The organism is Kouleothrix sp., from assembly GCF_046328425.1.
GTDB lineage: Bacteria > Chloroflexota > Chloroflexia > Chloroflexales > Roseiflexaceae > Kouleothrix.
Genome location: NZ_JAXLWP010000010.1, coordinates 88,908 through 102,577 on the forward strand (window position 1 = coordinate 88,908; position 13,670 = coordinate 102,577).

The 13,670-nt window shown below is 67.5% G+C and carries 8 protein-coding genes; all 8 read right to left on the minus strand.

The features are described from left to right. Nucleotides 1-39: 39 nt before the first annotated feature. The 8 genes from U0177_RS10970 to U0177_RS11005 all read right to left on the minus strand — a co-directional run bounded on the left by U0177_RS10970 (nt 40) and on the right by U0177_RS11005 (nt 13,567). Entirely contained in the window at nt 40-840 is an 801-nt protein-coding gene (locus U0177_RS10970; protein ID WP_409570667.1) for an alpha/beta fold hydrolase, read from the minus strand. A 13-nt stretch (nt 841-853) separates the two neighbouring features. Continuing rightward, nucleotides 854-4,831, minus strand: coding sequence for a PAS domain S-box protein (locus U0177_RS10975; protein ID WP_409570668.1), 3,978 nt, complete (start codon nt 4,829-4,831; stop codon nt 854-856). A 592-nt stretch (nt 4,832-5,423) separates the two neighbouring features. Further along, nucleotides 5,424-7,121, minus strand: a complete 1,698-nt coding sequence (locus U0177_RS10980) for a glycoside hydrolase family 66 protein (RefSeq protein WP_409570669.1) — start codon at nt 7,119-7,121, stop codon at nt 5,424-5,426. Nucleotides 7,122-7,245: 124 nt separating this feature from the next. Beyond that, nucleotides 7,246-9,123 (minus strand): glycoside hydrolase family 66 protein, encoded by a 1,878-nt coding sequence (locus U0177_RS10985; RefSeq protein ID WP_409570670.1) that lies wholly within the window; start codon nt 9,121-9,123, stop codon nt 7,246-7,248. Then, complete coding sequence (locus U0177_RS10990) at nt 9,120-10,187, minus strand: glycoside hydrolase family 15 protein (protein WP_409570671.1); 1,068 nt, start codon at nt 10,185-10,187, stop codon at nt 9,120-9,122. Before U0177_RS10990 ends, U0177_RS10985 begins: the two co-directional genes overlap by 4 nt. A gap of 65 nt (nt 10,188-10,252) precedes the next feature. After that, the gene (locus tag U0177_RS10995; protein ID WP_409570672.1) at nt 10,253-11,086 is read right to left on the minus strand and encodes a carbohydrate ABC transporter permease; all 834 of its coding nucleotides are present in this window, start codon (nt 11,084-11,086) and stop codon (nt 10,253-10,255) included. A gap of 64 nt (nt 11,087-11,150) precedes the next feature. Further along, the gene (locus tag U0177_RS11000; RefSeq protein WP_409570673.1) at nt 11,151-12,083 is read right to left on the minus strand and encodes a carbohydrate ABC transporter permease; all 933 of its coding nucleotides are present in this window, start codon (nt 12,081-12,083) and stop codon (nt 11,151-11,153) included. Nucleotides 12,084-12,175: 92 nt separating this feature from the next. Further along, entirely contained in the window at nt 12,176-13,567 is a 1,392-nt protein-coding gene (locus tag U0177_RS11005; RefSeq protein WP_409570674.1) for an extracellular solute-binding protein, read from the minus strand. Nucleotides 13,568-13,670: the final 103 nt, after the last annotated feature.

Sequence of the window (13,670 nt, forward strand, 5' to 3'; positions counted from 1 at the left end):
TTGTACCTTGGCAGCAAATGCGGCGAAGGCAGCATGGCTCTACCTCAAGAATTGGTTGAGCTGCCGAATCACCTCCGCAGCGTGGCTCACGTGCGGATAATGGCCGGTGGCGTGCAGCTCGCAGAGAGTGCTGGCGGGAATGTGGTCGCGCAGGTATTCGGCCACCTGCTGCGGCACAATCATATCGTCGCGGCACTGCAGCAGCAGCGAGCGAACCGCGACGTGCGGCAGATCTTGGCGGTTGTCGGTAAAGAAAGTCGCCTCGGCGAAATGGCGCGCGATCGTCGGCTCGGTCGCGTGGAAGCTTTCTTCAAGCTCGCGCGCCAGCTCGGGGCGGTCGGCGTTTTTCATCACCAGCGGCGCGAGGTAGCTGGCCCAGCCCCGATAGTTTTTCTCCATCAGGTCGAGCAGGCCCTCGATATCTTCGCGCTCGAACCCGCCGTAGTAATCGGGCGGATCATTGATATACCGTGGCGACGAGCCAATAAGGATCAGGTTCGCGAAGCGCTCGGGCATGCGCAGCGATGCGAGCAGGCCGATCATGCCGCTGACCGAGTGGCCGACGAAAACGATCTCGCGCAGGTCGAGCGCGGTGCAGATGTCGACGACATCCTGCGCGTAGCCCGCCAGCGTGGCGTAGCGCGTGGCCGAGAAGGCGCTGCGATCGGATCGGCCAGCGCCAACATAGTCGAATAACACAACCTGGTGGCTGTCGGCAAACGCTGGTGCCACCAGCCGCCAGATCGGCTGGGCGCAGCCGAAGCCGTGCGCGAACATGATCGGCTGTGTGCCGCTGCCGAAGGTGTGTATATTGTTGCGTGTCACGATGTCGTTAGTCATTGTCTCCTCCATATCATTCTTGAGCTTCGCCCATGAGGGTGAGCGTGAAGGTGCTGCCGACGCCGGGCGCGCTTTCGAGGGTGATGTTGCCGCCGAGCAGCTCGGCGAGCTTGTGCGCCAGCCGCAGCCCCAGCCCCGTGCCCTCGCGCCAGCTGCTGCCGCTCGGCGGCGCGATCCGCTCGAACGCCTGGAACAGCCGTGCCTGGTCCTCGGGCCGGATGCCGATGCCGGTGTCGCGCACGGCGATGCACACCTGCAGCGCCCCGGCGTCGGTCTCCCGCCGCTCCAGCCGCACCTGCACCTCGCCGGTGTCGGTGAACTTGATCGCATTGCCGACGAGGTTGAGCACGATCTGGCTGAGCGCGCGCCGGTCGCTGATCAGCGTGAGCGGCGCGGCGGGCAGCTCCAGCCGGAAGGCCAGGCCTTTCTGCTCGGCCAGCGGGCGCAGGCTGGCGGCGAGCTCTTCCAGCACCGCCTGGCACAGCACCGGCTCGCGCGTGAGCGTGACCTTGCCGGCCTCGATTTTGGCGAGGTCGAGAATATCGTTGATCAGCGCGAGCAGGTGGCGGGCGCTGGTCTTGATGGTGGTGAGCTGGCGCTCCTGGTCGGCGGTGAGCGGGCCGGGCAGGCGCATGAGCAGGGTGCCGGTGAAGCCGAGGATGGCGTTGAGCGGCGTGCGCAGCTCGTGCGACATACTGGCGAGGAACTCGCTCTTGGCGCGGTTGGCGCGGTCGGCCTCGGCGTGGGCGGTTTGGGTGGCGTGAAACAGGCGCGCATTCTCGATGGCGAGGCCGGCGCGGTCGGCGAGGTCTTGCAGGAAGGCCTGGTCGGCGTGGGTGTAGGGCAGGCCGGGCAGATCGCGCGAGACGCCGAGGGTGCCGAGGATGCGCCCGCGCGCCCGCAGCGGCACGATCAGCAGGCTTGCGATCCCAAAGCGATCGAGGTATGGCTGGTAGAGCAGCTGCACCTGATCGCGGATCTGCTCGGGCGGCAGCGTCGCGAGCAGCAGCGCCTCGCCGGTTCTCACAACCTGCGAAGCCATTCCGTTTTTCACCGGGTAGGGCGCCGTAGCCAGGAGCTGGCGAATAAACGCGGTGCCGTCGGGGTTGGAGTGATACATCGCGACTTTATTGAGCCACTGCCCGTCGTCGGTGAGCAGCGTCACGATGCAGGCGTCGCCGATGAGGTTGGAGATATGCTGCGCGAGCGTATCGAACAGTGGCTGCAGCTCGGTGCCGGATTCGGCCAGCGCCTGCGAGAGCTCGGCCAGGGCGGTGGCATAGCGCGCGTGCTCGCGAATCTGTTCGGCCAGCGTGGTGCGCTCGGCGATCTCGGCCTGGAGGCTGGCATTGGCGCGCGCCAGGTCGGCGGTGCGCTCGGCCACGCGCCGCTCGAGCTCGCTGTTCAGCTGGCGGATCTGGGCCTCGGCCTGCTTGCGCTCGGTGATATCGCGGATCAAGCCCAAGACGGCTGGGCGGTTGCCGAACTGCATGCGGCTGGCGCGCACCTCGACCCAGAGCGGCTCGCCGCCCTGGCGCAGAAAGCGCGCCTCGTAGTGCTGCGCTGGCTCCGGGCCATTGCCGATGCGCTGTGCGAAGCGCTCGTTCCACAGCGCCAGAAACTCGGGCGCTACTACGTCGCCAAACGGCCGGTAGATGAATTCGTCGTACTGGTAGCCGAGCATGGCCGGCAGCACCCGGTTAGCGAAGACAAAGCGCTGGTCCTGGGCCACAAACATGCCATCGGCGATCGCCTCGATGACTTTGCGATACTGCTGCTCGCTCTCGCGCAGCGCCCGTTCCGCATCCTGGCGGCGCTCTAGCTCGCGCCGCGCCTGATCGAACAGCTGTGCGTTGCCGATCGCCAGCGCCGCGCGGTCGGCCAGGTCGCGGGCCAGCCGCAGGTCGTCGTCGCTGTATGCCGCCAGATCGAGTCGCTGGCGCGACATGTACAGTAGGCCGATCAGCTGGCCGCGCAGCAGCAGCGGCGCGACGATCATGCTGTGCGTATGCAGCTGCTCATCCGGCGCCTCGCACCCGGCCGACACGGCGCGCATACTCGCCTGGTCGGGCTGCGCGATCAGCACGGGCTGCGATGTATGCAGCAGGTCGCGCAGGAGCGGCTGGTCGTCGGCGCGTAGCTCGGTATCGCCCCACGCGCCCGGCGCCAGGTTGTGCGGGGCTGGGCCGGCATCGTGCAGCGCAGCCAGGCGCAGCGTCTTGCCGTCGCCCGAGAGCATGCGCAGCGCGCAGCTCGCGCGCAGCAGCCGGGCGGTGGCGCGTACCACCTGGTCGAGCACGTCCTGATATTCAGTGCCGGCCTCGGCGAAGGAGCGGGCAGCGTCGGCCAGGAGCTGCAGGTGCGCCGCGTGGGCACTGGCCTGCAGCTCGGCCTGCTTGCGCGCGGTAATATCGCGCTCGATGCCGATCAGGCCGATCGTCTGGTTCTGGCTATCGCGCAGCGGCAGCTTGGTTGTCATCAGCCAGTACGGCTTGCCCGCCAGGTCGAGCTGCGGTTTTTCCCAGCCTGTCAGCGGCTGGCCGGATGTGATGATCTGCTGCTCGATCGCGTAGTACTGTGCTGCCAGATGCTTGGGGTAGAAGTCGAAGTCGCTCTTGCCGCTCAGCGCGGCGGGCGTGGCAACGCCCATAAACGCAGCGGTGGCCTGGTTGGCGATCACAAAGCGGCTGTGGGTATCCTTCAAAAAGATCAGGTCGGGCAGGTTGTCGATCAGCGTGCGCAGCCAGTAGCGCTCGGTGGCAAGCTGCTCTTGCATGCGCCGGCGCTCGCCGATGATACTGAGCGTCAGCAGCAGCTCGGTCGGGCGGCCGGCCGGGTCGCGCGCGATCACCTTCTCGCGGCTGTGCAGCCATTCCCACTGGCCATCCTTGCGCTTCAGCCGGTATTCGATCGGCTCGGTTTCTTCGTCGTTGAGCAGCCGCTGCCAGTGTACCGCCAGCGCCACCGCGTCGTCGGGATGCACAGCGTGCATGATCGAGCCTGGCTCTTGCAGCTCGGCGAGCGTGTAGCCGAGCAGATCGGGCTGGTTAAGGTAGGTCGCCCGGAACAGCGTAAGATCGATGATATAGATGATATCCGGCGAGTTTTCGGCCAGGTTGCGGAAGCGCTGCTCGCTGGCGCGCAGGGCGGCTTCGGCACTGGCCTGGTCGCTGCGGTCGCGCAGTACCAGCACGGCGCCCAGCAGCTTGCCGGCGGTGTCTCTGATTGGTGCGCCGCTGGTGTCGATCGGCAGCTCACGGCCGTCGCGCGCCAGCAGCAGGTGGTTTGAGCGTGTGAGCGCAGCACCGGTGCGCAGCACCGACGCGGCCGGGTCCTCGGCGGGCGCGTGTGTGTGCTCGTCGGCCAGCTGTAGCAGTGTGCCAAGCGCCTGGCCGGCCGCGTTGTGGTTCCAGCCGGTGAGGCGGGCGGCTTCGGCGTTGACAAACGTGACTACGCCGGCCGCGTCGGTGGCGATCACGCCGTCGCTAATGCTGGCGAGCGTCACTGCGTGCAGCTGCTGGCTGGCCTCGGCGTGGCTACGCGCGCGCTGCAGCGCCTCGCTCAGCACGCTCACCAGCAGCCCGGCCGCGATCAGCCCGAGCCACTGGACGATCTGCAGCGACGAGCCGATCGCCAGGCTGTAGTGCGGGGCGAGCAGAAAATAGTTGACGCCCAACGCGGTCGCGATCGTCGCGAGCAGGCCCGGGCCAAAGCCGCCGGCGTAGGCGCACAGAATGATCGGCAGGACAAACAGCACCATAGCCGGCGCGTCGCCGGCGATAAACCCGGTGCCAAGCTGCACCAGCAGAAGCAGCACAGGCGCGCCCAGCGCCAGCAGGTAGGCGCCCCAGGCGTTCAGGTGCGCGCCGGCCGGCCTGTGCTGCGTGCTTGGGCCAGGCGTGAGCTCAACCTGGTGGCCCTGTTGGCGCAGCGCTGTTGCGAGCGTCGCGCACTCGGCAGAGGAGTCGTCGAAGATCAGAATGTGCGCCATTGGCGCTCCGTTTCAGTGAAAAGTATTGTAATGTAATGGGAGGCGCCGATCGTTCATCTGCGGCGAACGGTACGCACTGGCGATCGTATGGGGGTACCGCTGCTTGCCGCGAATGTGCCGTGAGTCGATCACGCGTCGTGAGGCTGCAAGAAGCATTCTGCTCAGTAGTTAGTATATGCTAACTCGCCATATCTTGCGAAACAAGAGCTTCACGGCTGGTTATCGTAGCTTCCTTATTGCTAAAGGCGTATTCATGCTGTAGCGGGCGCGCATCCGAGGCCGCCGAGGTGCCGCGCAGCCACAGATAGAATCAGGCATTGGCGCGAAATAGCGCGGATGCCTTGCCAATAAGCATAGTACAATGTGTATGCGCTGTATAGGCCCGGGAGTTGACGGTTTGTAATCGAAAAATTGCAATAGTATGAGCGGCGCTCGTACTCGCGCCGGCGCAGATCATGCCAGCTCCGCTTGATCGCTTTCTTGTTGCGGTGTCCTGCCCGGCGAAGCCGGGCAGGACACCGCAAAAAAAGTTCGGGTGCGGCTTTGCCGCACCCGAACTCCCTCGATCAAACGCCGCGAATCGAGCCACGCCTCAGCTCTGGCTGTGCAGAACGCACACCACCACCGCCCACACCGCCAGCTCGGCGATAGTGGCCTCGATCTTGGCGCCCAACTGCTGAAATTCCAGCGCGATCGGCCGGCCATGCTCGGCGTCGGGCGTGAGCAGCAGCAGCGCCCGCAGCGGCGGCACGCCGCCCAGGCATAGCACCAGCGGCCCGCGCGGCGCCGGCGGCGTGCGCAGTGCGTTCCAATCGGTTGTGTCCTGGTCGCTCAGGTTGACCAGGTGCACGACACGGTAGCCCGGCCGGCGCCGCGCGATCGCCCAGACGCGGCCGGGCGTGGCTTCGGCCGCAGCCGGCGCGCCGTCGAGCATTACGTCGGCGCCGTCCCAGTCGCTCAGCGCGCCGTCGCTCAGCCACTCCTCGTAGCGCACCACGAAGTCGTAGTAGGCGTGCATACGCGGCACGAACCCTGGCCGCAGCGTGGCATACTTGGGGTAGTACGGGTCGCAGAGAATGCCGTCGCGCTCGCCCAGCAGCAGGTGCGAGCCGCCCACGGCGGCGATCACGGCGGTGGCCAGCAGCGCGGCCGCCTCGGCTTCGGCGATATGCTCGGGCGCGCAGTCGAGGAATGGCGACAGGTACGCCGCCAGGATCACCGGCTTGTTTCGGCCCAGCTGCCGCGCAGCGCGCACGAGCCGGCGCAGGTCGTTGTAGCTTACGTCGGGCGGCCACACCTCGATATACACTGCGTCTTGCGTGGTCGCGGCTACCGTCTCGATCGGCCAGTTGCCGACAGCGTTGAAGATCACACCGGCGCTCGGCCGGGCCTCCACCACGGCGGCGCGCGCGGCGTCGATCAGCGGCGGGAAATGCTCGGACAGATCGGCCGGCGCGCCGCTGGCGTCGGTGGCGGTTTTGGGGAAGCCGTACTGGTCGAGGTGGATGCCGTCGAAGCCGAGCTCGCTCACGCAGCGGGCGAACTCGGCCACGATCGCCGGAACCCAGGGCGATTCGGGCGCGATGTTCATGATATAGAACAGCCCGGCCAGGCTGACGCGCTGGCCGTGGTCGTCGAACAGCGCTAGCTCGGGGTGCGCGTCGGCGTACTCGGGCTCGGCGCCATATACCGCGCCATAGGCCAGCGCTGCGGCGCCGCGCGCCTGCACTGCGGCGATGGCCGCGCGCACAGTCGCCAGCGAGAGCCGGCGCCCCAGCGCGTCGGTGAAGCCGCCGTCGGCCGGGTCGACCTGATCGGCCGGCGGCAGCAGCACGTAGTGCCGCCACATCCAGTCGTAGAACTGCACCACGTTGAGGTGGTTGCGCAGCAGCGAGTCGCAGCGCTCGGCAACATCGTGCTGGCCCGGGCTGAAATCCGAGAGAAAGCCATAGCGCGGGGCCTGCGCCCAACGGTCGAGCACGTCGAGTGCGCCGCTGCCGCGCGCGGCCGGCAGGCCCGCCGCGTCGAGCAGTGCGGCGTCGAGGCCGTAGCCGCGCGGGGTGTCGGGCGGCAGCGCCAGCGCGAACGCCACCTGTGTCACGGTGCCGGCCGCCAGCGCCACGTCCTGCTCCAGCCGGGCAATCGTGCGGTCGAGGTGCGTCAGCTCGAGCGAGATCCGCGCCGGCGCGGCGCTTTCGGCCGCCGCGATCGTCACGAGCACGCGCGCAGGCTCGCCGGGCCGGTAGCTGGCGCGGTCGGGCGCTACATCGACGATGTGTGCGTTAGTCATGGTTCAAACCCGCTTTCCAGCTCGGTGCGTCGAAGGCGTACGGGCGCGATAGGGCGCGCCTGTACTGCGTCACGTCGAATTCCTGGGAATTGAACTGTGCGTGAGGTGCCATTGCGTTGTTCCTTTAGCGCTGTTCGAGCCAGATCATATCCCAGTAGTGCAGGCGCGGCAGCGTAAACCGGATGAACGGCCCCTGCGCGTCGCTGCCGCTGCTGTAGTCGAGCGCGGTCGCGGCGCCGTGGTTGGCGTCGGGCGTGGCGTACCACAGCCGCGCGCCGGGGCCTGGAGGTGTGGGCACACGCAGCGTGACGCTCAGGTCTGCCAGCGTGGCGGGCGCGGGGTAGATCGCGCCGGCGTCGCGCCACAGGCTCAGGCGATTGCTCTTCAGGTTGATCAGGTGTACGATGGCGGCGGCAGGCGTGGCGCGCGGGAGCGCCCAGATCGTGCCGGCGCGGCCGTCGTCGCTGGTTGGCTGGCCGTCGATCGCCACGCGAATTGCGGCCGGGCGCGCGCCGTCGCGCAGCAGGTTCTCGTAGGCCACCAGGAAGTCGTAGCCGTCGCGCATGGCCGATCTGAGCGTGTCGCTCATCACCAGCGGCTGGCTCGGGAAATACTCTTTCGAAAGCATGCCCTCGCCGTCGCCTAGCTCGAGGTGCGCGGCCCCGGCGGCGAAGATCGCCGCGTCGGCGAGCCGCACCGACGGCTCGCGGAAAAAGCGCGTGCCGCCGCTGCTCTGCTCGGCGTAGGCTTTGTTCATATACGCCGGCAGCACCACCGCTTTGTCGGTGTGCGCGCGGGCCTGCTCCACCAGGCCCACAATATCCCGGTAGGTGCTGATGCCGTCGCTCTCCCACAGCTCCGAGTAGATCACGTCGACGTTTGCGCCGTCGGCGATCTGGTTCTGGCCGTAGCCACCGACGCTGTTGAACACGACGCGCGTGCCCAGCGCGGCGCGAGCCTGGTTCACAAACGCCACATATGCGTCGGGCATGTCGACGACCTGCTGATCCCAGTTCCACAGCAGCCCGCGCTTGCCGAGCGTGTCGATATGCCAGCCGTCGAATGCGAAGTGCGCGAATACCTGGCGCTCCTGGCCGAAGATGTACTGCTGCCACTCGCGGTTCGATGGGTCGAACAGAAACAGTTTGCTGGTGGCCCAGCTTGCCGGCAGCGGGTGGAAGTCTTGCTGGGCTGGGGTGTAGCCGCCGCCGCCCTGCTTGAACAGGCCCCACTCGGTTTTCACCCCGCTGCCGTCGCGCCAGTAGCTGTCGTAGGCGCCAAACGCCAGGTTGTAGTTCAGCGCCAGCATGCCGCGGCGGTGGGCCTGCTCGATCAGCGCCGCCACGCTGGCGCGCGCCGTGCTGCGGCCGGCGATGTCGGGCCAGCTGGCTGCGGGCGAGTAGGGCCGGTGGTGCTGCCACTGCCAGTCGTAGAACTGCAGCGCGTTGAGGTGGTAGCGGTTCAGCGCGTCGATCGTCGCGGCAGCGTCGACTTCCGCGCCGAAACGGCTCAGGAAGCCGTAGCGCGGGAAGCGGCGCCAGTCGCTCGACACGTCTACCGCGCTGGCGGCCTGGTCGAGCGGCGTGTCGCCAACGAGCGCCGCCGCCGCCACGCGGTAGCCGCTGAAGTCGGCGGTCGGCGGCTGCCAGCTGAAGCTGAGCGTGGCGGTTGCGCCCGGCGCGAGCTGCGCGACCGGCTGCGACTGCTGCGGCGCGGCCGGCAGCCCCAGGTGCTCGAAGCTCAGCGCGACCCGGCCGCTGAACGGCGCGCCGCTGCGATTGTGCAGCGCCACGTCGATCCGCACCGGCGTGCCCGGCGGGTAGGCCGCGCGGTCGGTGCTGATTGCGTCGATCAGCTGGCCGGGTGTAACCGTGCGCGTGGCCGGCGCGCTCGTGGCGGCTGGCGGCGCAGGCGTGGGCGGCGCCCCCACGCCACCTACGCTGCATCCCGCCAGCCCCAGCAGCAGCAGCGCCAGCGCGATTGCGTGCGGCCGGCGTCTCATTGGCTGTGCAGCAGGCTGTGCAGCGTCAGGTAGGCCGCGTGCGACCACAGCAGCGGGCTGGCGCTTGTTCCCCAGCGCGCGTTCCACGCCGCCAGCATCTCGGGGTGGTTTAGGTTCGCCGCTACCTGCTCGGGCATGTCGCCGGCGCTGCTGGCGTTGCGCTCAACCCAGTCCAGCAGCTCGCGCGCGCGTGCCGTCGCGCCACACTCGACATAATACCAGCCGAGGTAGGCGGTCAGCAGCAGCCACTCGCCGCCGCCGTAGTAGCTATCGTCGGCATAGCGATGCACACCGCCGTCGTTGCGCCGCAGCTCGGCCTCGATCCGCGCGATCGTGGCGCGCATCAGCGGGTCCTCCGGCTCGAGCAGCCGGTACGGCGTTGCTACGTGCACGAGGCTGGCGTCCACCATCGTGCTGCCGACGAACTTGCTGAGGCTGGTGCCGTTCACGCAGCTGCTCAGCACGAACTGCTTGATCTCCGCCGCGGCCTGGGCGTGGCGCGGCTCGTCGAGCAGCGCGGCAGCCGCGTTCAGCCCGCCGTACAGCGCGGCGAGCGTGGCCGTGTGTACTTTGTCGCCGAACTCTTCCCAGCAGTCGTAGCAGGGCAGGCGCCACAGCGCGCCGAGGTAGCGCGCCAGCAAGTCGGCGGCCGTGCGCCAGTGCTCGGGCAGCGCGGCGTCGCCGAGCGCCAGGTGCTGGCGCATGCCCCACAGCAGCGTGCCAAAGCCGTCGAGCTGAAAGTTCGGCCAGTCATCGTCGCCCACCGCGCCGTCGAGCGTGTAGCGCGTGTCGAGTAGATCCGCCGGCGCGGGCTGGCCTTGCGGCGCCGCGACGATCGCGCGCTCCACTGCGTCGGCGCGCCGCGCCACCATGGCGGCCGCCCAGTCGTAGAAGCGCCGCGCGCTGGCGTGCTGGCCCACCAGGTCCATGGCGTAGGCGATATACGTGCCGTCGCGGAACCAGCAGTAGTTGTAGGTTGCGAACGTCGGGCTAGCGACATACGCGCCGCCGTCCGACTGATGCGCGCGGATCAGCGCAATGCTGTGAGCGTACAGGTCTCTCATGGGTGCGCTTTCGTTCGACTTCTTTGTGTCTTCGTGCCTTTGTGGCAACGTGAAACGTATTGCGGCTAGCCCTTCACCGCGCCCGACATCACGCCCTTGATGAACTGCCGCTGGAAGATCACGAACACCAGGATCGTCGGCAGCACCGCCACCGCCGAGGCGGCAAACACCAGCCCCCACTCGGTGCCGTGCTGCTGCTGGAACAGGCGCAGCGCGATCGGCAGCGTGTACAGCTTTTCGTCGTTGATCGCGGTGAGCGCCCAGGTGAACTCGTCCCACGCGCCAAGAAACGAGAAGATCGCCGTGGCGGCCAGCGCCGGCCGCGCCAGCGGCAGCGCGACGCGCCAGAAGGTGGTGAACGGCCCGGCGCCGTCGATCAGCGCCGAGTCGAGCAGCTCTTGCGGGATCTCTTCGAAAAAGCCGCGCAGCAGGAACATATTAAAGGCCGTGCCGGCCGAGTACACCACCACCAGGCCCCAGCGGCTGTTCAGCAGGTGCAGCTGCTTCGCCAGCACGAACTGCGGGATGATCAGCGTGAGCGCCGGCACCATCATGGTGCCGAGCATGGCGTAGAACAGCACGTTGCGGCCGGGAAACTCCCAGCGCGCGAACGCGTACGCCAGCATCGCCGAGAGCACCACGGTGATCGTGGTTGCGCTGATCGACACCACCGCGCTGTTGAGGAAGTACAGCCCGAAGTGGTTGGTCGTCAGCGCGCGCTGGTAGTTCTCGATCGTCGGCGCGCTGGGGATCAGCCGCGGCGGCAGCTCGAGCACGAACGCATGCGCCTTGAACGAGGTGCTGATCATGTACAGAAACGGCATCAGCATCACCAGCGCGCCGAGCGATAGCAGCGCGTAGCGCCAGATATTCCCGATCGTCGATGTGCGTGTCAGCATGCGCGTGCCTCTCTTGGTGCTGTGCTGCAGGCGCTTCTGCGCTGCGCGGCCGCCCCGGCGCGGGCTAGTAATCGACCGGCCGGCGCAGCAGGCGGATCTGGGCCATGCTCAGCGCGAACACCATCAACGCGAACAGGTACGAGAGCGCCGAGCCATACCCCAGGTCGAGAAACTCGAACGCGTTGCTGTACATATACGTCAGCAGCACGTCGGTGCGGTGCAGTGGCTTGCCGCCGGTCATCACATACACCGAGATAAACACCTGGAATCCGCCGATCGTCAGCAGCACCAGGATGAACAGCGTGGTCTGGCGGATGAGCGGCAGCGTGATCGAGCGCAGCCGCTGCCAGCTGCTGGCGCCGTCGATCGCTGCGGCTTCGTAGACCTCTTGCGGGATCGACTGCAGGCCGGCCAGAAAGATCACCATCGTCCAGCCGATGCCCTTCCAGATGCCGAGCGTGGCAATCGCGATGTTCGCGGTGAGCGGCTCGCCCAGCCAGTTGATGTTTGCGTCGATCAGGTGCAGCGCGTCGCGCAGCAGCCAGTTGATCAGCCCGGCCTGGCCGTTGTACAGGTAGGTGAAGATCAGCGACACCACCACCCACGACGTAACCACCGGGATGTAGTACATCGTGCGGAAGAACGCGCGCCCGCGCAGCGGCTGGTCGAGCAGCAGCGCCAGCCCCAGGCCCAGGATCATCTGGCCCGGCACGGTGATCAGCGTGTACGAGAGCGTGTTGCGCAGCGCCAGCCAGAACACCGGGTCGCTGAGCGCGCGGCGGTAGTTCTCGAGCCCGACAAACCGGCTGGGTTTGATCAGGTTCCACTCCGCGAAGCTCATCACAAACGAATACAGCAGCGGGTACAGTGTCCACGCGACAAACAGCGCCATGCCCGGCAGGATGAACAGGTAGGCCGTGGTGGCGTTGCGGTAGCGTCGGCGCGCGCGCCCCTGCGGCGCGCTCGGCACACTGGTTTTCGGCTGCGCAACTTCCATGGGGTTTCCTTGGGTCGGCGAGCCTCCGGGCGGTGCGCGCCGCCGGCTCCAGGCCGGCAGCGCGCACCGCCCGGAGGCTGCGTGGCTCTTGCCTATTTCTTACCAGCCAGCAGGCCGTCGACCGTCGCGGCGGCCTCGTCGAGCGCAGCCTGCGGCTCTTTCTCGCCGCGCAGCACCTGCTGCACCGCGTTGCCGATCGTCTCGTCGATCTTCGGCCACGCCGGGCTGGGCGTGCGCGGGTTGGCGGTCTCGAGCTGCTTCTGGAACACCGCGAAGTACGCTGGCAGCTCGCTGTTGCCGGTCAGGCTCTTCAGCACCGGCATCTGGCCGGTCTTGCCCATGGCGATCTGCTGCGGCTCCTCCAGCACGAACTTGAGGAACGCCAGCGCGGCGTCTTTGTTCTGGCTCTTGTCGAACAGCACAATATCTTCGCCGCCCACCACCGACGAGCTGCCGCCGTCGCCGGCCGGTATAGGCGCCAGGTCGTACTTCAGGTCGGGGAACTGCTCTTTGAAGATCGGCGGCATCCACGGGCCGTCGATGATCATGCCTACCTGGTTCTTGCCGATCGCTTCGCTGGTCTGCAGGCCGCCGCCCAGGATCGAGGGCGAGAGCGTGCCGTCTTTCAGCATGTCGCGCAGCATTGTGACGGCGGCGACGGTGCCTTTGCTGTTCAGGAAGCCGGTGGCTTTGCTGAAGGTCGGGTCGGTGATGTTGCCGCCCTGGCTCCAGATCCACGGCAGTACGTTCCACGCGCCGGTGCCGCCTTCGGCGTAGCAGAAGGTGTCGGGCTTCTTCAGCGCCTTGATCTTCGCGCAGTCGGCCGCGAAGTCGGCCACCGTCTTGGGCGCCGCGTCGATGCCGGCCTCCTTGAGGATCGCCGGGTTGAAGAAGATCACGCGGGTGTTGGTGTCGAGCGGCAGGCCGTAGTAGTGGTCTTTGTAGAAGTTGGTGGCGAGCGGCCCGGCGTAGAAGCCGTCCTTGTAGGTCGCGAAGTCGGGAATGGCCTCGTCGAGCTTGGCCAGCGCGCCCTGCTCGGCGAACTCAGGCACCCAGATGATGTCGGCGCGCAGCAGGTCGGGCGTCTCGCCGCCGGCGATCGCGGCCAGCAGCTTCTTGCGCAGCTCGTCGTAGGGGATGGCCTGCGCATCGATCGTGACGTTCGGGTGCAGCTTCTGGAACGCCGGGATAATCTGCTCTGTCAGGGTCTTGAACTCGGGCGATACGGTGTTGTAGGCGGTCCAGTAGGTGATATTGCCCTTCAGGGCGTCGGCGGCCGGGGCAGCGGTGGGCGCAGGCGCAGGTGCTGCGGTCGGCTCGGCGGGAGCCGGGGCGGCGGTGGGCGCGGGCGCGGGCGCTGCGGTCGGCTCGGCGGGAGCCGGCGCGGCGGTGGGCGCGGGCGCGGCCGGGGTGGCTGCGCCGCCACATGCGGTCAGAATCATTGCCGCGAGCAGCCCCAGTGCTGGAAGTAGTCGACGGAACATCGTCACATCCTTTCTGATTCTAACACCGAACTATAGATCTCGTTGCGAGATCGGGGTATTGGCTAGCCAGGCCGCCAATCGAGGCGCGTTGCTCCTTATATGG